The 26996-nt window shown below is 69.2% G+C and carries 21 protein-coding genes; 14 read left to right on the top strand and 7 right to left on the bottom strand.

Annotation, left to right across the window (positions count from 1 at the left end; all coding sequences use genetic code 11):
* Window positions 1-59 precede the first annotated feature (59 nt).
* The 3 genes from Q0654_RS00680 to Q0654_RS00690 are packed head-to-tail and all read right to left on the bottom strand — an operon-like array spanning window position 60 to window position 3516.
* Entirely contained in the window at window positions 60-1337 is a 1278-nt protein-coding gene (locus tag Q0654_RS00680; RefSeq protein ID WP_298849444.1) for an ABC transporter permease, read from the bottom strand.
* Window positions 1334-2026, bottom strand: a complete 693-nt coding sequence (locus Q0654_RS00685; RefSeq protein ID WP_298849446.1) for an ABC transporter ATP-binding protein — start codon at window positions 2024-2026, stop codon at window positions 1334-1336. Before Q0654_RS00685 ends, Q0654_RS00680 begins: the two co-directional genes overlap by 4 nt.
* A complete protein-coding gene (locus Q0654_RS00690; protein WP_298849448.1) occupies window positions 2023-3516 on the bottom strand; it encodes an efflux RND transporter periplasmic adaptor subunit in 1494 nt (497 codons plus the stop codon). The genes Q0654_RS00685 and Q0654_RS00690 overlap by 4 nt, the downstream gene beginning before the upstream one ends.
* A 384-nt stretch (window positions 3517-3900) precedes the next feature.
* Between Q0654_RS00690 and rpsO the strand changes: the two genes are divergently transcribed.
* From rpsO to Q0654_RS00720, 6 genes are all read left to right on the top strand, one after another.
* The gene (gene rpsO / locus Q0654_RS00695; protein ID WP_298849450.1) at window positions 3901-4161 is read left to right on the top strand and encodes a 30S ribosomal protein S15; all 261 of its coding nucleotides are present in this window, start codon (window positions 3901-3903) and stop codon (window positions 4159-4161) included.
* A 20-nt stretch (window positions 4162-4181) separates the two neighbouring features.
* Complete coding sequence (gene pnp / locus Q0654_RS00700) at window positions 4182-6281, top strand: polyribonucleotide nucleotidyltransferase (RefSeq protein WP_298849452.1); 2100 nt, start codon at window positions 4182-4184, stop codon at window positions 6279-6281.
* 120 nt (window positions 6282-6401) lie between these two features.
* Window positions 6402-6860 carry a DUF4442 domain-containing protein gene (locus Q0654_RS00705; RefSeq protein ID WP_298849454.1) on the top strand — a complete coding sequence of 153 codons (459 nt, stop codon included), beginning with the start codon at window positions 6402-6404 and terminating at the stop codon, window positions 6858-6860.
* A gap of 76 nt (window positions 6861-6936) precedes the next feature.
* Window positions 6937-9117 (top strand): bifunctional serine/threonine-protein kinase/formylglycine-generating enzyme family protein, encoded by a 2181-nt coding sequence (locus Q0654_RS00710; RefSeq protein ID WP_298849455.1) that lies wholly within the window; start codon window positions 6937-6939, stop codon window positions 9115-9117.
* Between the two features lie 72 nt (window positions 9118-9189).
* Window positions 9190-9915 (top strand): DUF502 domain-containing protein, encoded by a 726-nt coding sequence (locus Q0654_RS00715; RefSeq protein WP_298849457.1) that lies wholly within the window; start codon window positions 9190-9192, stop codon window positions 9913-9915.
* Window positions 9912-10670: a queuosine precursor transporter gene (locus Q0654_RS00720; protein ID WP_298849459.1), complete on the top strand. Its 759-nt coding sequence runs from the start codon at window positions 9912-9914 to the stop codon at window positions 10668-10670. Before Q0654_RS00715 ends, Q0654_RS00720 begins: the two co-directional genes overlap by 4 nt.
* Here the strand turns inward: Q0654_RS00720 and motB are convergent, their stop codons facing one another.
* Both motB and motA read right to left on the bottom strand, forming a co-directional pair.
* Complete coding sequence (motB, locus tag Q0654_RS00725; protein ID WP_298849460.1) at window positions 10671-11735, bottom strand: flagellar motor protein MotB; 1065 nt, start codon at window positions 11733-11735, stop codon at window positions 10671-10673. It lies immediately after the preceding gene.
* Window positions 11736-11780: 45 nt separating this feature from the next.
* Window positions 11781-12644, bottom strand: coding sequence for a flagellar motor stator protein MotA (gene motA, locus Q0654_RS00730; RefSeq protein ID WP_298849462.1), 864 nt, complete (start codon window positions 12642-12644; stop codon window positions 11781-11783).
* 107 nt (window positions 12645-12751) lie between these two features.
* Between motA and Q0654_RS00735 the strand changes: the two genes are divergently transcribed.
* From Q0654_RS00735 to Q0654_RS00745, 3 genes are all read left to right on the top strand, one after another.
* Entirely contained in the window at window positions 12752-15241 is a 2490-nt protein-coding gene (locus tag Q0654_RS00735; RefSeq protein WP_298849464.1) for a SpoIIE family protein phosphatase, read from the top strand.
* Window positions 15238-15621, top strand: coding sequence for an STAS domain-containing protein (locus Q0654_RS00740; RefSeq protein WP_298849466.1), 384 nt, complete (start codon window positions 15238-15240; stop codon window positions 15619-15621). Before Q0654_RS00735 ends, Q0654_RS00740 begins: the two co-directional genes overlap by 4 nt.
* 89 nt (window positions 15622-15710) lie before the next feature.
* Window positions 15711-16481 carry a dienelactone hydrolase family protein gene (locus Q0654_RS00745; RefSeq protein ID WP_298849467.1) on the top strand — a complete coding sequence of 257 codons (771 nt, stop codon included), beginning with the start codon at window positions 15711-15713 and terminating at the stop codon, window positions 16479-16481.
* A 217-nt stretch (window positions 16482-16698) separates the two neighbouring features.
* Here Q0654_RS00745 and Q0654_RS00750 read toward each other — a convergent pair whose 3' ends face one another.
* Window positions 16699-17706 carry a polyprenyl synthetase family protein gene (locus Q0654_RS00750; RefSeq protein WP_298849468.1) on the bottom strand — a complete coding sequence of 336 codons (1008 nt, stop codon included), beginning with the start codon at window positions 17704-17706 and terminating at the stop codon, window positions 16699-16701.
* A 220-nt stretch (window positions 17707-17926) separates the two neighbouring features.
* Here Q0654_RS00750 and ssb point away from each other — a divergent pair, with 220 nt between their 5' ends.
* The 5 genes from ssb (at window position 17927) to Q0654_RS00775 (ending at window position 26140) form a co-directional block, all read left to right on the top strand.
* Window positions 17927-18439, top strand: a complete 513-nt coding sequence (gene ssb / locus Q0654_RS00755) for a single-stranded DNA-binding protein (RefSeq protein WP_298849469.1) — start codon at window positions 17927-17929, stop codon at window positions 18437-18439.
* 103 nt (window positions 18440-18542) lie between these two features.
* Window positions 18543-20030 (top strand): ribonuclease G, encoded by a 1488-nt coding sequence (rng, locus tag Q0654_RS00760; RefSeq protein ID WP_298849470.1) that lies wholly within the window; start codon window positions 18543-18545, stop codon window positions 20028-20030.
* Window positions 20027-23863 carry a YhdP family protein gene (locus Q0654_RS00765; protein ID WP_298849472.1) on the top strand — a complete coding sequence of 1279 codons (3837 nt, stop codon included), beginning with the start codon at window positions 20027-20029 and terminating at the stop codon, window positions 23861-23863. The genes rng and Q0654_RS00765 overlap by 4 nt, the downstream gene beginning before the upstream one ends.
* A 160-nt stretch (window positions 23864-24023) precedes the next feature.
* Complete coding sequence (gene tldD / locus Q0654_RS00770) at window positions 24024-25469, top strand: metalloprotease TldD (RefSeq protein ID WP_298849474.1); 1446 nt, start codon at window positions 24024-24026, stop codon at window positions 25467-25469.
* An 80-nt stretch (window positions 25470-25549) separates the two neighbouring features.
* On the top strand, window positions 25550-26140 hold the full coding sequence (locus tag Q0654_RS00775) for a Pycsar system effector family protein (RefSeq protein WP_298849476.1): 591 nt from the start codon (window positions 25550-25552) through the stop codon (window positions 26138-26140).
* A 9-nt stretch (window positions 26141-26149) separates the two neighbouring features.
* On the opposite strand, the gene Q0654_RS00780 is transcribed toward Q0654_RS00775, so the two are convergent.
* Window positions 26150-26983: a hypothetical protein gene (locus tag Q0654_RS00780; RefSeq protein ID WP_298849478.1), complete on the bottom strand. Its 834-nt coding sequence runs from the start codon at window positions 26981-26983 to the stop codon at window positions 26150-26152.
* Between the last annotated feature and the right edge of the window lie 13 nt (window positions 26984-26996).

A 26996-nucleotide genomic window follows, 5' to 3' on the forward strand; every position in this document is an offset into this window, starting at 1 on the left:
ATCCCGAATCCCGAATCCCGAATCCCGAATCCCGAATCCCGAATCCCGAATCCCGGCCCTCACCCCTGGTGCCGCAGCGCCTCGATGGGGTCGAGCTGGGCGGCCTTGCGCGCCGGGTAGTAGCCGAAGAACAGGCCGGTGGCCACGGCGAAGCCGGTGGCGAGTGCGATCACCTGTAGGTTGAGCTCGACGGGCAGGGCGCCAATGCGTCCCGCCAGCAGGGCACCCGCGATGCCGATGGCGATGCCGATGATGCCGCCCCCCAGCGAGATCATCATCGCCTCGGCCAGGAACTGCCGCTGGATCTCCTTCGGGCCGGCACCGACCGCCATGCGCAGGCCGATCTCGCGGATACGTTCGGTGACCGAGACCAGCATGATGTTCATGATGCCGATGCCGCCGACCACCAGCGAGATGCCGGCCACCGCGCCAAGCAGCATCGACATGAGCCGCGTCGTCTCGTTGCGCGCGCTCACCAGCTGGGTCAGGTTGCGGACGATGAAGTCGTCCTCCCCGCCGGGCGGGATCCTGTGGGTCTCCTTCAGCACGGCATTGAGGTCGGCCTCGACCTGGGCCATGTCCTTGGACGAAGCCGTACCGACGACGATGCCCTGCACCGTGCCCGGCGGCAGCTGCATCTGGCCCATCAGGCGACGTCGCGCGGTGTCGAGCGGCACGAACACGGTGTCGTCCTGATCGCCGCCCCAGCCGCTCTGGCCCTTCGGGTTCGCCACGCCGACGACGGTGAAGGGCACACGGCCGATGCGGATCGTCGCGCCGATCGGGTCGTCCTCGCCGAACAGCTTCTCGCGCACGGTCTGGCCCAGCACCACCACGGTATCGGTGCCCTCGAAGCCGGCCAGCTCGGCCTCGTCGCCGGCCGCCAGCGTCCAGTCGAGGATGCGGAAGAAGTCCGGCTGCACGCCCTGCCACTGGGTGCTCCAGTTCTGCTCGGCCTGGATCACCTGCGCGCTGCCGCGCACCGTGGCGCTGACGAAGCGCGCGCCGGGGATGCGCTCGCGGATGGCTTCGACGTCGTCCATGCTCAGCGAGAAGACGCTGCCGGCGCCCATCCGCACCGCGCCCTGCCGGCCCCAGTTCGGCATGACGTCGATCCGGTTCGAGCCCAGCCGCGAGATGGTCTGGTCGAGCTGGGCCTGGGTGCCCTGGCCGACCGAGACCATCACGATGACCGCGGCGATGCCGATGATCACGCCGAGCGCGGTGAGCGTGCTGCGCAGCCAGTTGCCGCGCAGGGCGAACAGGGCCATGTACAAGATGTCGCGGAAGCGGACCTGGCCGGGCACGGCGAAGGCCTTCGGAGGATTGGGGCTCATCGCGGCAGCTCCTTCAGTTCGCCATCGTGCATCGACAGCACGCGATCGGCGCGCGCCGCGACTTCCGGGTCATGGGTGATCAGCACGATCGTATGCCCCTGCGACTGCAGCTGCTTGAACAACTTCAGGATCTCCTCGCCGGTGCGCGAGTCGAGCGCGCCGGTGGGCTCGTCGGCGAGCAGGATCGGCGCGCGGTTGATGAGCGCACGGGCGATCGCCACGCGCTGCTGCTGTCCGCCCGAGAGCTCGCTGGGGCGGTGCTTGCCGCGCTCCGCAAGGCCCACCTCGGCGAGCGCCTGCTGGGCGCGCTCCCGGCGTTCCTGCGGCGGCACGCCGGCATAGGTCAGCGGCAGCATCACGTTGTCCAGCGCCGACATCCGGCTCAGCAAGTGGAAGCCCTGGAACACGAAGCCGATCTTCTCCAGGCGCAGGCGCGCGCGGCCGGCGGCGTCGAGTTCGGCGACATCGACGCCGTCGCACAGGTAGCGGCCGGCGCTCGGCGAGTCGAGGCAGCCGATCAGATTCATCAGGGTCGACTTGCCCGAACCGGAGGGACCGATGATCGCGACGAATTCGCCATGGGCGATGTCGAAGCTGACGCCGCGCAGGGCCACGACCTCGGCGGCGGTGCCCTCGGCGTAGACCTTGCGCAGGTGCTCGCAGTGGATGACGGGCGTCGCAGCCGTCATGCGCCGCCCTCGCTACCGGTGATGACCTGCGCGTCTTCCGCCAGCGCGCGGCCGACGATCTCGGTGTGGCTGGAGTCTGACAGCCCGGCCCGCGCCTGCACGGCTACGGGCCTGCCTTCGCGCAGCACGTACAGCGTGACCGGGCGCGCGTTCAGCAGTTCGTTCAAGGCCGCGTCGAACTGCTGGCGCTGTGCCTCGTCCAGGGTGCCGAGGAAGCCCGCATAGCCTTCCTTGACGCGCGCCGCCATGCCGGCGGCGATCTGCGCCTGGCTGGGCGCACTGCCGCCGGCCATCATGAAGCCGCCTCCGCCGCCTGCACCGGCCTGGGCCATCCGCTGCTGGACCTGCTGGCGCATGCGCTCGGCGCGCTCGCGTGCTGCCGTGGCGTCGGCATCAAAGGCGGCGCGCTGCTCGGGCCTGAGCTCCATCGTCTGCACCAGGCCTGCCAGCTCTTCGCCGAGATTGCCGCCGCTGAACAGGCGCGCCATCGGATTCTCGGGCGGCGCATCCGCCGGCTTGAAGCGCAGCGCGGCATTCGGCACGCGCAGCACCCCGCGGCGCTCGCTGACCTCGATACTGGCATTCGCGGTCATGCCCGGCAGCAGGCTGAAGTCCGGGTTGTCGACCGCGATGATCACCGGGTAGGTGATGACGTTCTGGGTGTTCACCGCCGACAGCCGCACCTGCTTCACCTCGCCGCGGAAGTCGCGGCCCGCGAACGCGTCCACGCTGAAGCGCACCGGCTGGCCGGCGCGGATCTGGCCGACGTCGCTCTCGTCCACGCTGAGCTCGATCTGCATCTGGCTCAGGTCCTCGGCGATCTGGAACAGCACCGGCGACTGGAAGCTGGCGGCCACGGTCTGGCCGGGTTCGGCGGCGCGGCTCAGGACCACGCCGTCGACCGGCGAGCGGATGACCGTGTAGGTCAGGTCGAGCTCGGCGTTGGCGACATTGGCTTCCGCCTGCTGGATCTGCGCGCGCGCCGAGGCGACGCGGGCGATGGCCTGTTCGCGCGCCGCCACCGCGAGGTCGACCTCCGCGCGCGAGACCAGCTGGCGCCCGGCCAGCTCCTGCTTGCGGTTGAAGTCGGCTTCGGCATTGCGCTGCGCGGCCTGGGCCTCCTGCAGGCTGGCTCTTGCGCTGGCAAGGGCCGCACGGGTCTGGGTCAGCCGGGCCTCGAAGTTGGCCGGATCGATGCGAGCCAGCACCTGGTCGCGTTCGACCCGATCGTTGAAGTCCACCAGCACTTCGAGGATCTGCCCTGACACCTGCGAACCGATATCGACTGTCGACAGCGCTTTCAGCGCGCCCGTCGCGGAAATGGCCACGCGCAGGTCGCCGCGCTCAGGTGCCGTGGTGCGGTAGCTCGGAGCCTTGCCCTCGTCCCGGGCGAACCAGTAATAGCCCCCCGCGAGAACGCTGGCGAAAACAGCGGCATAAACGAACAGGGCGGGGCGGAGGCGGCGGGGAGCGGCGGAGCGCGAAGTCATGCGGCCAGGATCTCGGGTCAGGGAGCGGGAAGGGAGCGGTAAGGGACGAAACGCGCGGCGGGACATATCCCGTCGGACCGCGCTGCGACTGCGGCAGGCGTCTTCAGGTTCCTGAAGGGTGCGGTCTGGCGGGCGATGCGGCCATGCCCGATGGTCATGGCGGGCGCCCAGGCCCACATGCCCGCGGCTGCTCCGCAAGGTTTGGTTGTGGCCAAACCCCCGTGTGGACTACACTTTCGCGCCCCTTGAGCCCGGTGCGTCGCGAACGCACTGCCTGCAGGGCGGCATCCACACTCCCACCACGGCGGTCCTCGCGGTGCACCGCGTGTGCAATAGCGCACGTAATGCGGTGTTCCTGCGGTTCCCGCATCCAAGAGGTTTCACATGTCCATCGACACCCAGAAGATCATCGAAGAATTCAAGCGCGGCGAAGGCGACACCGGCTCCCCGGAGGTCCAGATCGCCCTGCTGTCGGCACGCATCGAGATGCTGACCGGCCACTTCAAGGTCCACAAGCTTGACCACCACGGCCGTCGCGGCCTGATCCGCCTGGTCAACCAGCGTCGCAGTCTCCTGAGCTACCTCAAGGGCAAGGACGTTGAACGCTACAAGACGCTCATCGAGCGCCTCGGCATCCGTCGCTAATCCCAAAGGGGAAGTACAACGTGGCGAAAGTAACCAAGACTTTTCAGTACGGAAACCACCAGGTCACGCTGGAGACGGGTGAAATCGCCCGCCAGGCCGGCGGTGCGGTCCTCGTCAAGATGGCCGACACCGTCGTGCTGGTCACGGCAGTTGCCAACAAGGGCCTGCGCGACGGAATCGACTTCTTCCCGCTGACGGTCGACTACCAGGAGAAGTTCTACGCCGGCGGCAAGATTCCCGGCGGCTTCTTCAAGCGCGAAGGCCGACTCACCGAGAAGGAGACGCTGACCTCGCGTCTGATCGATCGTCCGCTGCGCCCGCTGTTCCCGGAAACCTTCCGCCATGAGGTCCAGGTCATCGCAACGGTGATGTCCATGAACCCCGAAGTGGACGGTGACATCCCGGCGCTGATCGGCGCTTCCGCCGCCATGTGCCTGACCGGCGTGCCCTTCGCAGGCCCGATCGGTGCGGCGAAGGTCGGCTACAAGAACGGCCAGTACCTGCTGAACCCGACCGCCAGCGAGCTCGCCACCTCCGATCTGGAGCTTGTCGTCGCCGGCACCAAGGACGCGGTGCTGATGGTCGAGTCCGAGGCCAAGCTGCTGTCGGAAGAGGTCATGCTGGGCGCGGTGATGTACGGCCACCAGCAGCTGCAGACGGTGATCAACGCGATCAACGAGCTGGTCGCCGAAGTCGGCGTCAGCCCCTTCCCCTGGACCGCGCCGGCGCCGGCCACCTCGTTCATCGACGCCATCAAGGCGGCAGTGGGCGATCGCCTGGAGAAGGCCTACGGCATCCGCGTGAAGTCGGAGCGTCGCGACGCGATCAACGCGCTGAAGAAGGATGTGCTGGCCGCGCTGGAGCCGCAGTTCGAAGCGAACGGCTGGACCGCCAAGCAGTTCGGCGCCGAATTCGGCGAGCTGGAATACAGCACCATGCGCGCCATGGTGCTGGCCACGCGTTCGCGCATCGATGGTCGCGACCTGACCACCGTGCGTCCGATCGCCGTGCGTACCGGCGTGCTGCCGCGCACCCACGGCTCGGCCCTGTTCACCCGCGGTGAGACGCAGTCGATCGTGGTGGCCACCCTGGGCACCGCGCGCGACGGCCAGATCATCGATGCGGTGTCGGGCGAGTACAAGGAACACTTCCTGTTCCACTACAACTTCCCGCCCTACTGCACCGGCGAGACCCGTCCGATGATGGGCCCGAAGCGTCGCGAGATCGGGCATGGCCGACTGGCGAAGCGCGGCGTGCTGGCGGTGATGCCGTCGATGGAGGAGTTCCCCTACACCATCCGCTGCGTGTCGGAAATCACCGAGTCGAATGGTTCGTCCTCGATGGCTTCGGTGTGCGGCTCCTCGCTGGCGCTGATGGACGCGGGCGTGCCGATCAAGGCGCCGGTGGCGGGCATCGCCATGGGCCTGATCAAGGAAGGCGACTCCTTCGCCGTGCTGTCCGACATCCTGGGTGACGAAGACCACCTCGGCGACATGGACTTCAAGGTTGCGGGCACCGAGACTGGCATCTCCGCCCTGCAGATGGACATCAAGATCCAGGGCATCACCGAGGAGATCATGAAGATCGCGCTCGACCAGGCGAAGGCCGGCCGACTGCACATCCTTGGCGAGATGAACAAGGTCATCAACGCGCCGCGCGCCGAAATGAGCGAGTACGCCCCGCGCCTGCTGACGATCAAGATCCACCCGGACAAGATTCGCGAAGTGATCGGCAAGGGTGGCGCCACCATCCAGGGCATCACCAAGGAAACCGGCACCCAGATCGATATCCAGGATGACGGCACCATCGTCATCGCGTCGGTCAATGCCGCCCAGGCGCAGGCCGCCAAGGCCCGCATCGAGCAGATCACGTCCGACGTGGAGCCGGGCCGGATCTACGAGGGCAAGGTCGCCAAGCTGATGGACTTCGGTGCGTTCGTCACCATCGCTCCGGGCAAGGATGGCCTCGTCCATGTCTCGCAGATCTCCTCCGAGCGCGTCGAGAAGGTGTCCGACAAGCTGAAGGAAGGCGACATCGTCAAGGTCAAGGTGCTGGAAGTCGACAAGCAGGGCCGCATCCGCCTGTCGATGAAGGCCGTGCTGGAGGAAGGCGGCGAGTAATCGCGGCCGTCTGCAGCATCGAATGTCGCGAAAGGCGGGCCCCGTGCCCGCCTTTCGCGTTTCCGGGCTCAGGGCCTGGATTAGAATCCGCATCCATACTTGCCCGTACGGAAACACCCGATGCGCATCACCCCGCGCCGACTGCGCTGGATCTTCAACCTGTGGCCGCCCTTCCTGTTCGCCGGCATCCGCGTCGAGCACATCGCCGAGGACTGGAGCCGCGCACGCGTGCGCATGGACCTGCGCTGGTACAACCGCAACTACGTGCGCACCCACTTCGGCGGCAGCCTGTTTGCGATGACCGATCCGTTCTGGATGCTGCTGGCCATGGAAGCGCTTGGCCGCGATTTCATCGTCTGGGACAAGGCCGGCGAGATCGAGTTCGTCAAACCCGGCCGTGGCCGCGTGCGCGCCGAATTCCACCTGGAGCCGGAGATCGTTCTGCGCCTGCGCGAACAGGCGCAGCGCGAGCGCCGCGTCCTGCACTGGTTCGAGACCGACGTGGTCGACGAGCAGGGCGACACCGTGGCCAGGGTGCGCAAGCAGCTGTACATCCGCCGCAAGCGCGACGCGGCGTGAGGGCGGCGAGGCTCGCGGTCGGCCGCGCGCTCGCCTATCCTCGCGGCTCCTCCGGCTCAGCGTGCCCGCCCCATCCATGAGTTCCGACCCCGCTGACGCGCAGACCGCGACCGACGGCCTGCCGCAGATCCACGGCTACCGCCTGCTGCGTCCGCTGGGGCGCGGCGGCATGGCCGTGGTCTACCTGGCGGTGCAGCTCTCGCTGGACCGAGAGGTCGCGATCAAGGTGATGGCGCAGGAGGCCAGCGTCGACGCCGAGCGTGCCGAGCGCTTCGAGCGCGAGGCGCGCATCATCGCCCGGCTCGAGCACCCCAGCATCGTCGGCATCCACGAGGTCGGCCGCACGCTCGATGGACGCCCGTACTACGTCATGCCGTACCTGGCCCGCGGCGATCTGGCGCAGCGCGACCTGAGCGCCGACGAGGACCAGGCCATCGACGTCCTCAGCGCCCTGCTGGATGCGCTGGGCTACGCGCATGCGCGTGGCATCGTGCATCGCGACGTCAAGCCCGAGAACGTACTGTTCGACAGTGGCGGCCGGCCACAGCTGGCCGACTTCGGCATCGCCCTGTCGCGGCGCAGCGTCAACGCGCGGATCACCAGCGACGGATTGGCGATGGGTTCGGGCGGCTACATGAGCCCCGAGCAGTCGCGCGGCGAGGACGTCGACGGCCGCGCCGACCTCTACAGCCTCGGCGTGCTCACCTACGAACTGCTGACCGGCGAGCTGCCGTTCCGCGCCAGTGATGCGCTGACCCTGGCGCTGATGCACGCGCAGAGCCCAGTGCCACGGCTGCCGCCCGCACTCTCGCACTGGCAGGCCTTCATCGACCAGGCCATGGCCAAGGACCCGCGCCGTCGCTTCCGCAATGCGCACGCCATGCAGCGGGCGCTGGATGCGCTGGCTGCACGCTCGCTGTCTGGATTCAACCTGCGCCGGATCTGGCTGCAGGCGCGCGCCCGGCCGCTGCGTTCGCCGCCGGTGCTGCTGCTCGCAGGCGTGTGTCTCAGCCTGCTGTTCGCAGCCCTGCTGCGCAACTGGCAGGGGGCGGCCGAGGTGCCGTCTGAGCCAGCGCAAGTCGCTGCCGCCGGTCCTGCGCTCGATGCCGGAGCGCTGGAGGCCATCCAGCGACGCATGGATGAGGCTGCGCTGCAGCTGGCGCGCGGTGAGCTGGTCACGCCCGCGGGTGGCAACGCAGCGGAAAGCTATCTGGCCGTACTGCAGGCGGATCCTGCGCGCGAAGACGCACGCGCAGGGCTCGACGCGGTCTTCGACGGCCTGTCGCAGCGCGCGGTCGCAGCACTGGGCGAGGGCAGGGACGAGGAAGCTCTGCAGCGCGTCGAAGAGGCCCGCCTGCTGGCCGACAGCGCGCGGCTGCATGCGAGTCCCGGCTGGCAACGGTTCACCGGCTCACTGAGCGCGCTCATGCGCGAACGGGTGGAGGCCAATCTCGCCGCCCTGGATCGAGAGGCGGCCGAGCTGCTGCTGCGGCGCTGGCGCGAGCTGGGCGGCGCTGGCCCCGAAGTGGAGGCGCTGGCGGATCGCATCGCGGGCCTGCCGGCCGCGGGCCTGCCGATGTCCGATGCGGCTGGCCCCCCGCTGCTGTTTGTTCCGGCCAGCCATGGCAATTCGCGCCTGCAGCGGCCGTTCGCGATGATGCAGCGCGAGCTCACCCGCGCCGAATACGCGCGCTTCGTCGTCGCCACCCGGCGCGAAGCCTCGCCCTGCAGGCGGCGCGACAGCCTGCTGCCGTCGCCCTTGCGTCGGCGCTGGAACGATCCCGGCTTTGCCCAGGGCGAGGACGAGCCGGTGGTCTGCATCAGCCACGCCGATGCGCGCGCCTATGCGGAGTGGTTGAGCGCGCGTACCGGCGCCCGCTATCGCCTGCCCACCCTCGGCGAGTGGCGCCACGCAGCGCGGGCAGGCCAGCAGCAGGCGCGCTGCGGCCAGGCCAACCTTGCCGAGCGCGACGGCTGCAGGGATGGCGTGCGCAACACCGCCAGTGCGCGCCGTTTCTCAGTGGACGCGGGCGGCTTCGCCGACTTCTCGGGCAATGTCGCCGAGTGGACCAATGATTGCGCCCGAGGCTCCAACTGCGAGCGACGGCTGGTCGCCGGCGGCTCCTGGCGCGACTCCTTCGCGACCAATCTGCTGCTCGCGGTCGCCGAGGCCGAAGGCGCGCGCGGCTACGACGATGTCGGACTGCGGCTGGTTCGCGAAGTCGACGCCAGCAACCTGCCGGCGGTCGCGCGCTGAGCGGGTCGCCTGATTGGAACCCAAACACCGTCGCCAGCGCGACGGAGGCCCTCCTACTGATCCTGGTCAAACATGCCTGATTCGAAGAGCTTTCCGCCGCTCGGCCCGGAACCCGGGGCGGCCCCGCACAAGCGCCACAACCTGCACATCCAGCGCTACCTGATCACCGGCCTCCTGACCGTGTTTCCGCTGTGGTTGACCTGGGTGGTCTTCGAGTTCCTGCTGCGCCAGCTCTCACGCCTGGGCGCGCCGATCGTGGACGCGCTGATGCTGGCCCTGGTGGCGGTGTTCCCGAACGTCGAACGCCTGTTCGACATCGGCTCACTGCGCTTCACCCTGGCCGTGCTGCTGACCCTGTTCAGCCTCTATGGCCTTGGCTGGCTGGCCAACCGGGTGGTCGGCAAGCGCCTGCTCGCCAGCCTCGACGCGCTGATCGACCGCATCCCCCTGGTCAAGGCGATCTACGGCGGCACCAAGAAGCTGCTGTCGGTGCTGCAGACCAAGCCGGACGGCGCCCAGCGCGTGGTGCTGATCGACTTCCCCCACGACAAGATGAAGGTCATCGGCTTCGTGACCCGGGTGATCCGCGAGGAGGGCACGGGGCGCGAGCTGGCTGCGGTCTATGTGCCCACCACGCCGAATCCGACATCGGGCTATCTCGAGATCGTGCCGGTCGAGTACCTGACACCGACCGACTGGACCGTGGACCAGGCGATGGCCTTCATCATCTCGGGCGGTGCGGTCAGCCCCGACGAGATCCCCTTCAAGCGACCGGCACCGGAGTCTCCGCGGGCATGAGCCATCGCAGCCAGCGTCTGTTCGTAGTGCTGACGGGCTTCTTCGTCGCCAATGCCATCCTCGCCGAACTGATCGGGGTGAAGATCTTCGCGCTCGAGGACACCCTCGGTCTCGCGCCCTTCAACTGGAATCTGTTCGGCCAGAGCGGCTCGCTCAGCTTCACGGCCGGCGTGCTGCTGTGGCCGGTGGTGTTCGTGATGACCGATGTCATCAACGAGTACTTCGGCCCGCGCGGCGTGCGCTTCGTGTCCTGGCTGACCGTCGGGCTGATCCTCTACGCCTTCCTGTTCGCCTACGCGGCGATCGCGCTGGCGCCGGCCGGCTGGTGGCGCGAGGCGGGCGCGGAGCAGGGCGTGCCTGACCTGCAGGCGGCCTTTGCGGCGATCTTCGGCCAGGGCCTGTGGACCATCGGCGGTTCGGTGACGGCCTTTCTGATCGGCCAGCTGATCGACGTGGCGGTGTTCCAGAGGATCCGCCGGCTGACCGGCGAGCGCTGGATCTGGCTGCGCGCCACCGGCTCGACCCTGGTTTCGCAGTTCTTCGACAGCTTCATCGTGCTCTACATCGCCTTCGTCATCGGGCCGCAGCGGTGGCCGATCGATCTCTTCCTGGCAGTCGGCACGGTCAACTACCTGTACAAGTTCGGCGCAGCACTCGCCCTGATCCCGCTGCTCTATCTCGCGCGACTCGCGGTCAGGCGCTGGCTGGGCGCGGAAGAGACCGTGCGCCTGCAGGCCGAGGCTGCGCGCGGCTGATCAGTTGCGCGGCCGGGTCTCGATGCCCTGCGCTTCCAGGGCGCGGGCGGCAGCGCCGAGGTCTGGTGGCGCGGGCAGGGCGACGCCGGGTTCGGCAGGCGTGTCCGCGCTCGGGCGGTCGCCCGCAGGATCGGCCGGAATCTCTTCAGCCGGAATCGCTTCGCCGCCGGCGCTTTCGGCGCCAAATGCGTCGGAGCGCCGTGCGGCGTCCTCGGCGGCCTTGTTCATGATGATGATGCTGATCCGACGGTTGATCGGGTTGGTCGGCTGGTCGCGGTCGAACAGCACCGACGACGACAGCCCGACCACGCGCGAGACCTTGGCCTCGGGCAGGCCGGCGCGCACCAGCTCGCGCCGAGCCGCGTTGGCGCGATCGGCCGAGAGTTCCCAGTTGGAATAGCCGAACGGATTCGCGTAGGGCGTGGTGTCGGTGTGGCCGGACAGGCTGATCCGGTTGTCGACGCTGTCGATGTAGGGCGTGAGCTCGCGCAGGATGTCGCGGGTGTAGTTCTTGAGGGTCGCGCTGCCGCTGTCGAACATCGGCCGGTTCTGCTCGTCGACGATCTGGATGCGCAGGCCTTCCGGGGTGATATCGAGCAGAAGCTGGTCCTTGAAGGGCTGCAGGGCCTGGCTCTTCTCGATCGCGGCCTCCAGCTGCCGCTTCAGCTCGTCCAGCTCACGCCTCTCCTCCTCCTCGGCGATGCGCTTGGCCTCCTCGGTTTCCGGTACTTCCCGCACCTCGCCGATCCGCGGGCCCTCGCCATCCATGGTCGGCGAGACATTCGCCGGGCCGATCGGCACCGGATTGGTGGCGGCGCCGCCGGCCCCCATCGCCGCTGGTGGCGGCGCCTGCGAAGCGCCGCGCAGCACGCTGGGGTTCTTGAAGTACTCGGAAATGCCCGACAGCTTTTCCTCGGGCAAGGACACCACCAGCCACATGACCAGGAAGAAGGCCATCATCGCTGTCACGAAGTCGGCGTAGGCGACCTTCCAGGCGCCGCCGTGGTGGCCGCCACCGCCCTTCTTGACCCGCTTGATGATGATCGGCTGCTGGGCCTCAGCCATGGCCGTGCCCCGGTCGCCGCGTCGCGCAGCTCATCGCGGCAGGCTTCACTTGGCGGCCTTCAGTTCGGCTTCCAGATCCTGGAAGTTCGGGCGTACGTCGCTGAAGAGCAGCTTGCGTGCGAACTCGATGGCGACCTGCGGCGGATAGCCGCGCAGGTAGGCGATCAGGGCCATCTTGACGATCTCGAAGGGCTTGCTGTCCTCGTCGGCGCGGGCGCCCAGCGCATTCGCGACTGGACCGACATAGCCGTAGCCGAGCAGGATGCCGAGGAAGGTGCCGACCAGGGCCGAGGCGACCTTCTGGCCAATCACCGCGGGCGGCGCATCGCCGACGATGCTCATCACCTTCACGATGCCGAGCACGGCGGCGACGATGCCGAAGGCAGGCAGGCCGTCGGCCACGGTCTGCAGGGCGTGGCTGGGGGTGTGCGCTTCCTTGTGGTGGGTTTCCAGCTCGACTTCGAGCAGGCCCTCCAGCTCGTGCGGCGCAAGGTTGCCGCCAATGATCAGGCGCAGGCAGTCGGTGGTGAAGTCGAGCAGATGGTGGTCCTCCAGCACCTTCGGGTACTTCTGGAAGATCGCGCTGTTGGTCGGATTCTCGACGTGGTCCTCGATCGACATGAGGCCGTCCTTGCGGATCTTCTGCAGGATCTCGTAGAGCAGCTTGAGCAGGTCGATGTAGTCGGCGCGCTGGAACTTGGCGGGCTTGAGCAAGGCGAGCGTGCCGCCGATCGTGGACTTCAGGGTCTTCATCGAATTGGCCACCACGAACGCGCCGAACGCGCCGCCGCCGATGATGAAGAGCTCGACCGCGGCGGCCTCCGCCACCGTCATGATGTTGCCGCCGGCCAGCATGAAGCCGCCAAACACGCAGAGGGTCACGAGAATGGCGCCGACGATGATGAGCATGCAGAAGTCCGGATGGCAGCAGGGGCGGGGTGGGCACGACGGTTGCAGCGCCAAGGCGCGCGCACGGGCAGGACGCCGTCCTCCCCAGCCGCGCGACGAGGGCGGCAATGCAGAATCTGTTCCCATCGGCTGACGACAAATTGACGCAGGCATCCGGCTCGCCCGCGCGCGAGGCGCGGCCGCGCGCCAGCCTGCAGAGCATCCTCACCCGTGCGCTGGGCGCGTTCGGCTTGCTGCCCGTGCTCCTGCTCGGTCTGGTCGCCGGCGTGGGCGACTACCTGGTCCGTCTGAACCACGCCGAATCGACGCTCGCCGCCGCGGTCACCTCGGCCGGTTCGGACCTCGATCTGTTCCTGACCGCGCATCGCAGTGCCGTCAGCCAGCTCGCGGCGGAGTTCGCGCGCTCGCCGGGTGACGAGGACGACCTCGTGCAGCGGCTGGAGCGGACCCGCCGCGCGTTTCCCGGGCTGTTGACCATGCTGGCGACTGATGCGCAGGGGCGCGTGCTGGCAGGCTCCTTCGACAATCGCACCGGGATCGATCGCTCGATCTGGCACGCGGTGGATGTCTCCGACCGCGCCTACTTCCAGCTGCCGCGCGATCGCGGCGAGCCTGTCGTCAGCGACGTGTTCCAGGGGCGCGGCTTCGGCGACGACGCGTTGAGCGCGGTGGCCGCGCCGGTGGTCGATGCGGACGGGCGTTTCCTGGGCATCGTCCAGGGTTCGATCCGTCTCGCCGATCTGGGCGTCGCGTTCGGCGCTGCCGCCCACACCCAGGGGTCGAGCCTGGTCATCCTCGACGCTGCCGGACGTATCGCCTATGCGAGCGAAGCGCTGGGCCTGGAGCCCCTGTCGGCGGCGCCCGACGGGCTCAGCCGGGAGGTGCCGGTGGCCATGCCGCTGTTCATGCGGCCGCAGATCCCGGCCCTACCGGCCGGGGACACCCTGGTACTGGAGCGCGTCACCGCGCTCGGCTGGCGGGTGCTCGCGCTGATGCCGCGGCAGGTCCTGCTGCAGCGGACCCTGCTCGATCTGGCCGTGGCGATGATCGGACTGCTGGCGATGGCTGCGCTGGCCCTGGTCGCCGGTCGCCGCTTTGCGCGCCGCTTCCTGAGGCCGCTGGAGGACATCACCGTGCGCATGGACCGCCTGTCACTCGCGGGTCATCCCGAGCGTTTCCGCCACCGCAGCGGCCTGCTCGAACTGCAGCAGCTGGAGTCGGCCTTCCTGCGGCTCGGGCAACGGCTGGGCGACAGCTACCAGCAGCTGCAGCAGGAGTTCGCCAAGGAGTCGGCGCTGCGCTCGGCGCTCGCACAAGCGCAGGTGGAGGCACAGCGCGCCGAGGGCGAGCTGGACGCGGCGCGGGAGATCCAGATGGCGATGCTGCCCTCGCGCAGCCGGCTCGCGAGCTGGCCGGAGCTGCACATCGGGGCACTGCTTGAGCCGATGCGCGCGGTCGGAGGCGATTTCTTCAATGTGCTGGCCGACGGTCGGGGCGGCTGCCTGTTCTTTCTCGGCGACGTTTCCGACAAGGGCATCCCCGCCGCACTGTTCATGGCCCGTACTATGACCTTGCTTGAGTCCGGCGTCGAGCGCGCGGAGTCGCCGGCCGACATCCTGGCGCGGGTGGGCCGCGCCCTGGCGCGCGACAACCACGGCGGCATGTTCGTCACCGTACTCATCGGCCACATCGCGCTGGACTCCGGAATGCTGCGGCTGGCCAGCGCCGGGCACGATCCGCCGCTGATCCGTCCCGCCTGCGGCTGCGTGCGTCCGGTGCGGATGGAGACCGGCCCCGCGCTCGGCTTCGAGGAGGAGGCCGACTATCCGCAGGTAGCCGTCCAGCTGCAGCCGGGCGATCTCATGCTGGTGTTCACGGATGGCCTGAGCGAGGCCGAGGACGCCGCGGGCCAGGCCTTCGGGGAAGCGCGCATCGTCAGCGCGCTGCACGCGGTCGGTGACGGCAGCCCGCAGGACTGCATCGATCTGCTGAGTTCGGCCGTGCGCGCACATCGGCAGGGCAGCCCGGCTGACGACCTCACGCTGCTCTGCCTGCAGCGGCCACCGGTCTCGCCGCTGCTGCAGGGGCAGCTGTCCCTGCCTGCCGGCACCGGCGTGTCCTGGCTGCCACCCCTGTTGGCGTCGCTGGAGACCGAACTGTCGTCCGCGGGGCTGGAACCCGAGGCGCTGCACGACGTGCGCCTGATCAGCGAGGAAATCCTCAGCAATGCCCTGACCCATGGCGCCCGGCATGGAGCGGCGGTGGCTGTCACGCTCGACTACCGCCTGCAGACGGATCGCGTCTGTCTGCGCTTTGGCGACGACGGCGAGCCTTTCGATCTTCTGGCACAGAACCTGCCTGACGTGGACGCCAGCATCGAAGAGCGCGGCATCGGCGGACTGGGTCTGCTGCTGGTCCGCGAACTCGGGCGTGACGTGTGCTGGCGGCGGGCCGACGGGCGCAACCTGCTGTCGCTGTGGCTGCAGCGCCCGTCCGCGGCGGGCGCTGCAGTGCCCGCAGGCGGGACGCGTGCAGTCGCGTCTTTTCCAGCTGAACCCGACCCGGTCCAACAGGCCCCACAACGGACGCAGACATGAGTCTAGAGATCCAGATCGAAGCGGCAGAGGGCGCACGCGCCCAGGTGCGGATCCGCGGCCGCCTCGACGGCAGCAACCACCAGGAGCTCGACCGCGAGCTGCTGCCCCTGCTCGAAGATCCGGGCCTGCTGCATCTCGTGCTCGACCTGCAGGCGCTCGACTACATCTCCAGTGCCGGGCTGCGCTCCATCTTTCGCGCGCGCAAGGCGCTGGGCCAGCGCGATGGCCGCGTGCTGGTGGTCAACCCCCAGCCGCAGGTGCAGAAAGTCTTCGACATCGTCAAGGCGGTGCCGGTGCGCGAGATCTTCCGTTCGGTGGAGGAACTCGACAGCTACCTCGATCGCATCCAGGAGAAGGCGCTGGATCCCGACGCGGAGTGATCCTCGTCGCTGGACTTCCCCGCCCCACACGCCGCGCCAACACGGCTGGGGACTATGCTCTACGGCCCATTCCGCTGCGGAGCTTCGTCATGCGATTTCCACTCGCCGTGCTTGCCCTGACCCTGGCGCTCCCCGCCTCGGCCGAAATCGTTTCCCGTGAACTCACCTGGGACGTGGACGGCGTGCCGATGCGCGGCCATATCGTCCATGACGATGCGCAGGCCTCGCGCAGCGGCCTGGTGATGGTGCCGAACTGGATGGGCGTCAATGCCTCGGCGCTGGAGAAGGCGAAGGCGGTCGCCGCGCGTGGCTACACGGTCCTGCTGGCGGACGTCTACGGCGCCGACCTGCGGCCGGCGAACGCTCAGGAAGCCGGGCAGGCCGCACAGGCGATGTACGCCGACCGTCCTGTCCTGCGCGCGCGGGCCAATGCGGCGGTGGACCAGCTGAAGGCGCTGGCGGCCGAAGCACGCTTTCCCGCAGACCGGATCGGCGCGATCGGTTTCTGCTTCGGCGGTGCGACCGTGCTCGAACTCGCCCGCAGCGGCCGCGACGACGTCGATGGCGTGGTCAGCTTCCACGGCAGCCTCGGCACCTCGATGCCTGCAGAAGCCGGTGCAGTAAAGGCCAGCGTGCTGGTGCTGAACGGCGCAGCCGACACCTATGTCAGCGCGGACGAGATCAAGGGCCTGCAGGAGGAAATGACCGCTGCCGGCGCCGACTGGCAGTTCGTCAACTTCGCCGACGCCGTGCACTGCTTCGCCGAGGCCGACGCCAACTCCCCCGGCTGCACCTACCACGAGCGCAGCGCCAAGCGCGCCTACCGGATGATGGACGACTTCTTCGCCGAGGTGTTTTGAGAGAGCCGGGATTGGGGATTCGGGATTAGGGATTAGGGATTAGGGATTGGACCGAAGGTCGAAGCGCTGCGCGAGATGGCGCGTCGAGGACATCAGCCGCAACACCGAGGTCTGAGCGCAGCGCATTGACCATTGGTTGATCCAGGAAGGCGGCCGCCTCGCGGGCGCAGCTCGCGCTTTTGCGAATCCCCAATCCCCAATCCCGAATCCCGGCCCTTCAGTATTCCCGCTCCACCGAGTACATCGCCAGCCCGCGCAGCGCGGCCAGCTGGGGGGATTCGGGCAGAGCGTCGAGGGCGGCGATCGCCTCGTCGGCGTAGCGGCGGGCGATGTGCTGGCTGTAGTCCAGGCTGCCGCTTGCGCGAATGGCAGAGACGATCTCGGGCAGGGCGTCGGTGTCGCCCTGTTCGATCGCCTTCGCCATGCGCGCGCGGCTGGCGGCATCGACGCGACCCAGCGCATGGATCAGGGGCAGGGTGGCCTTGCCCTCGGCCAGATCGTCGCCGAGGTTCTTGCCGAGCGTGCTGGCATCGGCCGTGTAGTCGAGCACGTCATCGGCGATCTGGAAGGCGTAGCCGAGCGCCAGGCCAAAGCGCTCCATTGCCGCCTGCTGTGCATCCGTAGCGCCGGCAAGCAGTGCGCCGAGACGCGTGGCAGCCGCGAACAGCACGGCCGTCTTGCGCTCGATCACGCGCAGGTAGGCGGCCTCGTCGGTGTCCGGGTTGTGCACGTGCAGCAGCTGCAGCACCTCGCCTTCGGCGATCGCATTGGTGGTGTTGGCGAGAATCCGCATCACCGGCATGCGGTCGAGCTCGACCATCAGCTGGAAGCTGCGCGAGTACAGGAAATCGCCGACCAGCACGCTGGCTGCGTTACCCCACAGGGCATTGGCGGTCTTGCGCCCGCGCCGCAGGTCGGATTCGTCGACCACATCGTCGTGCAGCAGGGTCGAGGTGTGGATGAACTCGATGATGGCCGCCATCTGCAGATGGTCGTTGCCGTGGTAGCCGAGCGCGCGCGCAGCCAGCAGGACCAGCATGGGCCGGAGCCGCTTGCCGCCGGCGGCGATGATGTGTTCGGAGATCTGGTTGATCAGCACGACGTCCGAGGCGAGCCGCTCGCGGATCAGCCGGTTCACGGCCTCCATGTCGGTAGACACCAGGCCCTGGATTTCCGGGAGTCGCAGGGCAGGGCGGGGGCGAGGGGGCAGGACGGCGGCATTCATGCGCTGGATTATAGCGGCGGCTCGGCGTGCAGCCGATGCGAGCCTCGGCAGATTTCCTACACCCGGCCGCGCCGGATTCGCATTCGCGCCGTGGCTGTACCGCGCTGGCGAGGCGCCAAAGCGCAGCCGCTATACTGCGCCTCCACCGGCCGCCGCCATGACGGCGGCCGCCCGCATCCGGCCGCTGGCGCGGCCCAGAAGATCAAAGGACACCGCTCGCATGGCCCGTGGCATCAACAAGGTCATCATCGTCGGCACCCTCGGCGCCGATCCTGAAACCCGCTACACCGCCTCCGGCTCGGCGATCACCTCGATGCGCCTCGCCACCAACGAGAGCTGGACCGACAAGCAGACCGGCCAGAAGCAGGAGCGCACCGAGTGGCACCGCGTGAAGATGTTCGGCCGGCTGGCCGAGATCGCCGCGGAGTACCTGCGCAAGGGCAAGCAGGTCTACGTCGAGGGCAGCCTGCGCACCGACAAGTACACCGACAAGGACGGCATCGAGCGCTACAGCACCGACATCATCGCCAACGACATGCAGATGCTCGGCGGCGCCGGCGGTGAAGGCGGCGGCATGCGCGGTGGCGAGGGCGGCGGCGCACGCGAATCCGGCGGTGGCTACAGCCGCGGCGGCGATCGCCCCGAGCGCGCAGCCCCGCGCGGCAATGCGCCCGCGCCGTCGAGGCAGGCGCCGCCGGACAACGGCTTCGACGACGACGACATTCCCTTCTGAGGAAGCACGGGGCGGGGCCCATGCGCAAGGCTCGCGGCGGGCTGGCCGGTTCAGGCGTCGTCCGCTATAAGTGCCGGGATTCCGACTCCCCCGTGGCCTTCCCTTGTCCGAAGAGATCCTGATCAACGTCACCCCGCGCGAAACCCGCGTCGCGGTGGTCGAAAACGGCATGCTGCAGGAGGTCCACATCGAGCGGGCCTCGCGCCGCGGCTATGTCGGCAACATCTACAAGGGCAAGGTGATCCGGGTCATGCCGGGCATGCAGGCCGCCTTCGTCGAGGTCGGCCTGCAGCGCGCGGCCTTCCTGCACGCCTCCGACATCCTGCGACTGCCAACCGCGCTGCCGCTGCCGCCGGATGGCGACGAACCGCCGCCGCCTTCGCCGACGCCGCCGATCTCGGAGCTGGTCCGCGAGGGCCAGGAGGTCGTTGTGCAGGTGGTCAAGGACCCGATCGGCAGCAAGGGCGCGCGGCTGACGACCCAGCTCAGCATTCCCTCGCGCTATCTGGTCCTGCTGCCCTACAGCCGGGTGCTGGGCGTGTCGGCGCGGATCGAGGACGAGGCCGAACGCGCCCGCCTGAAGACGGCGATCGGCGAGCTGTCGAACGGCTCCAGCCTGGGCTACATCGTGCGCACCAATGCCGACGGCCAGCCGGCCGAGGCGCTGGCCGAGGATCTCGCCTATCTCGGCAAGCTTTGGGACGCGATCCAGGCGGGCTCGCAACAAAGCAAGGTCGGCAGCTGCATCTACGAAGACCTCTCGCTGCCGCTGCGCGCCCTGCGCGATCTGCTGCACGACGAGGTGGAAAAGGTGCGCGTCGATTCGCGCGAGACCTTCGAGCGCACCCTGCGCTTCGCCAGCCAGTTCATGCCGGAGCTGGCGCCGCGCATCGAGCACTACCCCGGCGAGCGCCCGATCTTCGATCTCTACGGCGTCGAGGATGAAATCCAGCGCGCCATGCAGAAGGAGGTGCCGCTGAAGTCCGGCGGCTACCTGGTGATCGACCAGACCGAGGCCATGACCACGGTCGACGTCAACACCGGTGCCTTTCTGGGCAGTCGCAATCTGGAGGAGACCGTCTACCGGACCAACCTCGAAGCGGCCCAGGCGGTGGCAAGGCAGCTGCGGCTGCGCAACCTCGGCGGCATCATCATCATCGACTTCATCGACATGACCGACGCCGAGCACCGTCGCCAGGTGCTGCGCCAGCTCGAGAAGTCGCTGTCGCGCGACCACGCCAAGACCACGGTCTACGAGTTCTCGCCGCTGGGTCTGGTCGAAATGACCCGCAAGCGCACCATCGACAGCCTGGAGCGCCAGCTCTGCGAGCCCTGCAACGCCTGCGGCGGGCGCGGCACGGTAAAGACGACCGAAACCGTCACCTACGAGATCTTCCGCGAGATCACCCGCGCGGTGCGCCAGTTCGACGCGCAGAAGCTGCTGGTGCTGGCCTCGCCGAAAGTGGTGGCGCGGATCCTGGAGGAAGAGTCCAGTGCGGTCGCCGAGCTGGAGGAGTTCATCGGCAAGACCATCCGTTTCCAGGCCGACGACAACTACGCGCAGGAGCAGTACGACGTGGTCCTGCTGTGAGCCATCCGCTGCGCCGAGCGCTGAAGCGCCTGCGCCGCTGGCTGGGCGTGGCACTGGCGCTGCTGTTGATCTGCGCCGCCGTGCTGGTGGCGCTGGCGCACCAGCTGCTGCCGGTGCTGGAGCAGCATCCGCAGGACGTCGCCCGCTGGCTGGAGCAGCGCATCGGCCAGCCGGTGCGGATCAGCGGCGTGCAGGCGCGCTGGACGCGCCGCGGGCCCGTGCTCGACCTGCGCGATCTGCACATCGGCGGAGATCCCGATGGCGCCGGCGGGCTCAACATGGGTTCGGCACGGGTGCGGGTGAACGTCTACACGGGACTGTTCCCGGGCCAGCCGCTGCTCAGCCTGCGTGCGGAAGGTCTCAGCCTGGAGCTTGCGCGCAGCATCGAGGGGCAGTGGCAGGCGCGTGGCCTGCGCGGTGGCGCGGGTCTCGACATCGAGGAGGCGCTTGCCCAGCTGGAGCGGATCGGTGAGCTGGAGCTGTTCGATGGCGCCCTGGTCATCGAGGACCGCTATGCCGATCTCGATGTCCGCCTCGACCGTATCGACGCGCGCCTGCGCACCGTCGGCGGTAGCTTCCGCTTCGCCCTGCGCGTGCACGCCGAGGACAGCCCGCCGCTGCGCCTGACCGGCAAGCTCGATACCCGCCTGCAGGAAGGTCGTCTGCACCTCGGCGCGCGTGCGCTGGACCTGCCGTCCTGGCTGCAGGGCAGCCAGCTGGCAGGCCTGGGGCTCGATTCCGGCCGCGCCGATCTCGACATGTGGCTGCGCGTCCAGGAGGGGCGGATCGCCGAGGTCGACAGCATCGCCCGCATCGAATCGCTGCGGCTGCGCCCGCGCGGCGCCGAGGCCGACGCGCCGGCCGCCGAACTCGATGCGCTGGAGCTGCAGGCCTGGCTGCAGCGGGAGGCCGATGGCTGGCGCTTGAGCCTGCCGCGCTTCGAGCTGCGTTCCCAGTCCGGTCGCTCGCAAACGGGTCTGGACCTGCGCTGGCAGGATGAACGTCTCGCCCTGCGCCTCGACAGTCTGGAATTCGCGGCCTTCGCCGAGCTGCTGCCGGCGCTGACCACCGTCGACCCGGCGCTGATGGCCTGGCTGCACGAGGCGCAGCCGCGCGGACGCCTGCAGGATCTCGAACTCGGCTGGTCGGGTGGCGAGCGTATCGATTTGCAGGCGCGCCTGTCCGACCTCGGGCTTGCGGCGGTTGGCGCGCGCCCCGGATTTTCGGGATTGAGCGGTCGCATCCACGCGCACGGCGGCCTGCTGGCGGTGGACCTCGATGCGCCGGAGTTCGTGCTCGATGCGCCCGAGAGTCTGCGCGCGCCGCTGCCTGCCGCGCTGTCAGGTGCCTTGACCCTGTGGCGCGATGTCGAGGGCCCGCGCATCGAGCTCACCCCGCTGCGCGTGCAGGGCCCCGACTTCGGCGCGACGATCGAGGGCGCCGCCTGGCTCGACGGCAATGGCCGACGCCCAAGCCTGGATCTGCGCGCGGTGGTCGACCCGGGTCCGATCCGGGCCTCGCACCGCTTCTGGGTGCGCAACCGCATGCCGCCGAAGACCGTCGAGTGGCTGGAGCGCGCGCTGGTCGACGGCGAGCTCGCATCCGGCGTGGCCTTGATCCGCGGTGATCTCGACGACTGGCCCTTCGCTGCAGCCCAAGGGGTTTTCGACGCGCGCGCCGAAGTGCGCGACGTGGTGCTGGACTATCTGCCGGATTGGCCGATCGGCACGCGGGTCGAGGGCTGGGCGCGCTTTCTCAACAGCAGCCTCGATGGCGAAGTGTCGGCGCGCGTGTTGGGCGTGCCGGTGACCCGCGCTGCCGGTGGCATCGCCGATTTCGCCGCCCCCGTACTGGCGCTCGACATGGAGGGCGGCGCCGAGGGCGGCCGCCTGCTCGCCCTGCTGCGCGAGACGCCGCTGTGGCGGCGCTTCGGCGAGTACATGCGCGGCCTGAACATCGGCGGGCGCGGCGAGGCGCGGGTGCGTCTGGTGGCGCCGCTGAAGAAGGAGCTGGGCGAACTGGAGCTTGATGGCCAGGTCGACCTGGCCGACGCCGACCTCACCGACAGCCAGTGGGGCCTGCGTTTCGGCGCTGCCAGCGGGCGTGTGCGCTTCACCCGCGCCGGATTCAGTGCGGATGCGCTCGGCGTCCGCTTCGACGGCCAGCCGGCCAGCCTGAGCCTCGCCGCCGGCAGCTTCTGCGCCGAGCCCGAGCACCAGTTCGAGGCCAGTCTCAGCGGCAGCTTCAGCCCGGATTCGCTGCTCGCCCTGCGGCCCGAGCTGCACTGGCTTGAGCCCTACCTTGCCGGGCGCTCCGGCTGGACGCTGGACTTCCATGTGCCGACGTCGGGCGCGGCGGCAGAGCCAGCCGAGACCAGTGACGCGAACCAGGCCGCGGACAGGGCGCGGCCGCAGCTGCGCGTACGCTCGGATCTGGCGGGCACTGAGCTGAAGCTGCCCGCGCCCCTGCGCAAGGGCAGCGAAGACGCTCTGCCGCTCGACCTGCGCATCGATCTGCCGCTGGCCGGCGGAGGCCTCGATCTGCGCCTCGGTCGTCTGCTGCGACTGTTGGGTGCGCCCGGCGAGAACGCTGCCGACTTCCGCGGCGTGGCGTCGTTTGGCGCCGAGCCGCCCTTCGATCTGCCTGCGCAGGGGCTGGCCGTACGCGGCACCACCTCGGTGCTGGATGCGCCGGCCTGGGTTGCGCTGGCGATGGGCGGCGGCGGCCAAGGCATTTCGATCGACAGCATCGATCTCGTCGCCGGCCAGCTGCGCGTGGGCGAACGCGGCCTGCCTGACCAGCGCCTGCAGTTCCGCATCGGCACCGACGGGCAACGCGAGATCCAGCTCGACGGCGACGCGGCGCGCGGCCGCATCGACTGGCCGATTGACGCCAGTGCGCCGGTGCTGGCGCGCTTCGAGCGTCTGCACTGGCCACCCGGCCCCGAGGAAACGCCCGGCGCACCACCGCGCCGCGTCGACGAGCCCGACCCCACCGCGCTGCCGCCGATCGACCTGCAGGTCGAGGACGCCGCTTTCGGCAAGATCCAGCTGGGGCGACTGGAGCTGCTGACCCGGCGCGGCCCGGATGGCCAGCTGGTGGAAAAACTGCAGGCGCGTTCCGATGACCTCGCGATCGACATCCGCGGCGACTGGAGCCGCAGCCTCACGGGCAGCGAGAGCCGCTTCACCCTTGGCTTCAGCGGCGACGATCTCGGCCGCATGCTGGGCGCGCTGGGCATCACCCCGCTGGTGCAGGGCGGCAAGACCCGCGCGGACATGGACCTGCGCTGGCAGGGTGGCCCCGCCAATTTCGCTTTTGCGGTCGCTGACGGCCAGCTGCGCTTGACGGTGGGCAAGGGCAGGGTGCCCGAACTCGAACCCGGCGCGGGCCGCTTTCTCGGTCTGCTCAGCCTTGCCGAGATTCCGCGCCGCCTGGCGCTGGATTTCAGCGACTTCTTCCGTTCCGGCCTGGCCTTCACTTCGATCGAAGGCAGCTTCCAGCTGGCCGGCGGCAATGCTGTGACCGAGGACCTGCGGATCGACGGCCCGGCGGCCGAGATCAAGCTGCGCGGCCGCACCGGACTCGCCGCGCGCGACTACGAGCTGCAGGTGGAAGTGCTGCCGCGCACCGGCAGCGTGCTGCCCGCGCTGGGCGCGATCACCGCGGGGCCCGCGGGTGCCGCCGTTGGTGCGGTCGCGCAGGCCGTACTGAACGCGCCCATGAAGCAGATGAACCGCACGCTCTACAGCGTCAACGGCAGCTGGGACGAACCGCAGATCGAAGTGATCGACCGCGGCCCCGAGCGCGAGCCGCCGCTCCGTCAGCCTTAGGGTGGGCCCTGGCCCACCGTGGCCTCGATGCTCGCCCCGGTCACGCCGGTCGCCTCGGCGCGCTTCACGCGGACATCCAGCCCTCACCTGTACGCGGGCGGCGACACCTCGCCAAGCCGCCTCGCTTGCGCCTTCACTCCCGCAGCCCCATCCTGCGCCGATGACTACCGCACTCGCCCTCGCCGAATCCCGCCTGCTGGCGCCTGCCGGCCTCGAAGCCCAGCAGCTGGAACACGTTTTCGCCCGCCTGATGAGCCCGGGCATCGACTTCGCCGATCTCTACTTCCAGAACAGCCGGCATGAGAGCTGGATGATGGAGGACGGCATCGTCAAGGAAGGTGCACACAGCATCGAGCAGGGCGTCGGCCTGCGCGCGATCAGCGGCGAGAAGACCGGCTTCGCCTACTCCGACGAGATCCGCCTGCCCGCCCTGCTGGAGGCCGCCGGCGCAGCCCGTGCGATCGCCCGTGCCGGGCAGGAGGGCACGGCGCGCCCGCTGCTGCAGTCGCAGGGCCGCAGCCTGTATGCGCCGCTGGATCCGATCGACAGCCTGGACAGCGAGTCCAAGGTCCGCCTGCTGCGCGAGGTTGACGCCTTCGTGCGCAGCGCCGATGCGCGCGTGCGCCAGGTGATCGTCAGCCTGGCGGGCGTGGTCGACACGGTGCTGGTCGCGCGCTCTGACGGCATCCTCGCCGGCGACGTGCGCCCGCTGGTCCGCTGCAATGTGCAGGTGATCGTCGAGCACAACGGCCGCCGCGAGCAGGGCTATGCCGGCGGCGGGGGGCGCTACAGCTACCCGGAACTGCTGCAGGGTGGCCTGGCCTTCGAGTTTGCCCGCGAGGCCCTGCGCCAGGCCCTGGTCAATCTCGATGCCGTCGACGCGCCGGCCGGCAGCATGCCGGTGGTGCTCGGCCCCGGCTGGCCGGGCGTGCTGCTGCACGAAGCCGTGGGCCATGGCCTGGAAGGCGACTTCAACCGCAAGGGCACCAGCACCTACGCCGGCCGCATGGGCGAGCAGGTGGCATCCAGCCTGTGCACCATCGTCGATGACGGCACGCTCGACGGTCGCCGCGGCTCGCTCAACGTCGACGACGAGGGCTGCGCGACCCAGTGCACCACGCTCATCGAGAACGGTCGGCTGGTCGGCTACATGCAGGACAGCCTCAATGCGCGCCTGATGGGCGTCGCGCCCACCGGCAACGGCCGCCGCGAGAGCTTCGCCCACCTGCCGATGCCGCGCATGACCAACACCTACATGCGCGCGGGCGAGAGCGACCCGGAAGAGATCATCCGCTCGGTCAAGCGCGGTCTGTACGCGCCCAACTTCGGCGGCGGCCAGGTCGACATCACCTCGGGCAAGTTCGTGTTCTCGGCCAGCGAGGCCTACCTGATCGAGGACGGCCGCATCACCTCGCCGGTCAAGGGCGCGACGCTGATCGGCAACGGCCCGGAGGCGATGAGCCGCGTCAGCATGGTCGGCAATGACCTGAAGCTCGACGCGGGCGTGGGCATCTGCGGCAAGGACGGCCAGAGCGTGCCGGTCGGCGTGGGCCAGCCGACGCTGAAGATCGAGTCGATGACCGTGGGCGGCACGCGCGCCGGCTGAAACGCCGGCGCGATACGTGGCGGCGGCGCTTTGCGTAAAGTGGCGAGCCTTACTCGCCACGCGCGCCGCGCCGACCTCGCATGAGCACCGAGACACACCCCGAAGAGCTATCCAGCGGCGCCGAACGCAGTGCGCTCGATGCCTTCCAGTCGGTGCCCGAGCGCAACACGGCGGATGTGATCCTGCGCACCGCGCAGCAACACCACGTGCAGCTGTCGACCATGGCCGACATGAAGGCCAACATCCTGCTGACGGTGTCTTCGATCGTGCTGACGCTGAGCGTCTCGCGGCTCAACGACCCGGATCTGCGCCTGGCGATGGCGGTGCTGGCGGGCTTCACCCTGTTCGCGCTGTTCCTGGCCGTGCTGGCGGTGCTGCCGAAGTACCGGCCGATCCGCATGAAGGATCCGGAAGGGCCGCTGCCGCCGGGCTTCAACCTGCTGTTCTTCGGCCACTTCGCCGAGCTCTCGCGCGAGCGTTTCGAGCGCGAGATCGCCAGCCACATGCAGGGGCAGGGCAACATCTACCGGACCATGGCGCGCGACCTCTACGGGCTGGGCTACTACCTCTCGCGTTTCAAGTACCGCTACCTGCGCCTGTCCTACCTGTTCTTCCTGAGCGGCTTCGTGCTGTCGAGCCTGATCCAGGGCGTGCAGCTGCTTCGCCACTGAAGTTGCACTTCAACCGCCCTGCGGCGCGGATCGCTCGCGGTAGGCGCAGACCAAGCAGGCGTACAGCATCGGGATGCCCAGCGCCGCGGTGAGCAGCCCTGCCAGTGTGCCCAGCAGCGCTGCCGCTTCGGTGCCAAGAACGGTTGCCAGCGTCAGCGGCAGGGCCATCGCCGCGGCAGCGGCGACGCCGTAGACGGTGAGCGGTATCGACAGGAACACCAGCAGACGCCACCACTGTCCGGCCGCAATGGCGCGGCTGCGCTGGAGGCCGCGCAGCGGTCCCAGGCCCTCAAGCGCTGCTGCGACAGGCAGGAACAGCAGACGCACCGCGATCCAGGCGATCGGCAGCACCGCCAGCAGGCTGCCGAGCATGCTCAGCAGCAGCATTGGCACCAGCTCCAGCCCCTGCAGGCCCAGCCAGGCGTTGAAGACCAGCAGCGGCAGCAGCGGAAGTGCGCAACAAAGAACGTACAGCGACATCGACAGCGCCAGCAACGGCAGGCGCAGTGTCGCCAGACCGAGCGAGCGCAGCGCCTGCGGCGGTTCACCGTGCAGCAGCCCATCCAGAATGCGCAGCTGCGCGCCCGCCAGCCACAGGCCCATCAGTGCGCTGAAGCCCCACCACAGCCAGGTTCCGGACTGCATCAGCGGCTCGATGACGGCGAGGCTCGCGCCTTCCGGATCCGCCTGCAGTTCGGCCAGCGTGGGCAGGGCCAGCATCCGCCGCAGTGAGGGCAGGGCGCCGAGCAGGGCCAGCGGCGCAGTCCAGCGCAGGCCGCGCCACCACAGCCGGAAGCCATCGTCGAGAAGGCGCGAGAGCGCATCGATACGGGGAGCGGACATGCGCGGATGATGC

Source organism: uncultured Aquimonas sp., assembly GCF_937888285.1.
Lineage (GTDB): Bacteria > Pseudomonadota > Gammaproteobacteria > Xanthomonadales > Xanthomonadaceae > Aquimonas.

What these genes read in the sequence shown, in the direction of transcription:
- Q0654_RS00680 (WP_298849444.1), bottom strand. Translation starts at nt 1,337, where the DNA reads ATGAGCCCCAATCCTCCGAAGGCCTTCGCCGTGCCCGGCCAGGTCCGC.
- Q0654_RS00685 (WP_298849446.1), bottom strand. Translation starts at nt 2,026, where the DNA reads ATGACGGCTGCGACGCCCGTCATCCACTGCGAGCACCTGCGCAAGGTC.
- Q0654_RS00690 (WP_298849448.1), bottom strand. Translation starts at nt 3,516, where the DNA reads ATGACTTCGCGCTCCGCCGCTCCCCGCCGCCTCCGCCCCGCCCTGTTC.
- rpsO (WP_298849450.1), top strand. Translation starts at nt 3,901, where the DNA reads ATGTCCATCGACACCCAGAAGATCATCGAAGAATTCAAGCGCGGCGAA.
- Q0654_RS00705 (WP_298849454.1), top strand. Translation starts at nt 6,402, where the DNA reads ATGCGCATCACCCCGCGCCGACTGCGCTGGATCTTCAACCTGTGGCCG.
- Q0654_RS00710 (WP_298849455.1), top strand. Translation starts at nt 6,937, where the DNA reads ATGAGTTCCGACCCCGCTGACGCGCAGACCGCGACCGACGGCCTGCCG.
- Q0654_RS00715 (WP_298849457.1), top strand. Translation starts at nt 9,190, where the DNA reads ATGCCTGATTCGAAGAGCTTTCCGCCGCTCGGCCCGGAACCCGGGGCG.
- Q0654_RS00720 (WP_298849459.1), top strand. Translation starts at nt 9,912, where the DNA reads ATGAGCCATCGCAGCCAGCGTCTGTTCGTAGTGCTGACGGGCTTCTTC.
- motB (WP_298849460.1), bottom strand. Translation starts at nt 11,735, where the DNA reads ATGGCTGAGGCCCAGCAGCCGATCATCATCAAGCGGGTCAAGAAGGGC.
- motA (WP_298849462.1), bottom strand. Translation starts at nt 12,644, where the DNA reads ATGCTCATCATCGTCGGCGCCATTCTCGTGACCCTCTGCGTGTTTGGC.
- Q0654_RS00735 (WP_298849464.1), top strand. Translation starts at nt 12,752, where the DNA reads ATGCAGAATCTGTTCCCATCGGCTGACGACAAATTGACGCAGGCATCC.
- Q0654_RS00740 (WP_298849466.1), top strand. Translation starts at nt 15,238, where the DNA reads ATGAGTCTAGAGATCCAGATCGAAGCGGCAGAGGGCGCACGCGCCCAG.
- Q0654_RS00745 (WP_298849467.1), top strand. Translation starts at nt 15,711, where the DNA reads ATGCGATTTCCACTCGCCGTGCTTGCCCTGACCCTGGCGCTCCCCGCC.
- Q0654_RS00750 (WP_298849468.1), bottom strand. Translation starts at nt 17,706, where the DNA reads ATGAATGCCGCCGTCCTGCCCCCTCGCCCCCGCCCTGCCCTGCGACTC.
- ssb (WP_298849469.1), top strand. Translation starts at nt 17,927, where the DNA reads ATGGCCCGTGGCATCAACAAGGTCATCATCGTCGGCACCCTCGGCGCC.
- tldD (WP_298849474.1), top strand. Translation starts at nt 24,024, where the DNA reads ATGACTACCGCACTCGCCCTCGCCGAATCCCGCCTGCTGGCGCCTGCC.
- Q0654_RS00775 (WP_298849476.1), top strand. Translation starts at nt 25,550, where the DNA reads ATGAGCACCGAGACACACCCCGAAGAGCTATCCAGCGGCGCCGAACGC.
- Q0654_RS00780 (WP_298849478.1), bottom strand. Translation starts at nt 26,983, where the DNA reads ATGTCCGCTCCCCGTATCGATGCGCTCTCGCGCCTTCTCGACGATGGC.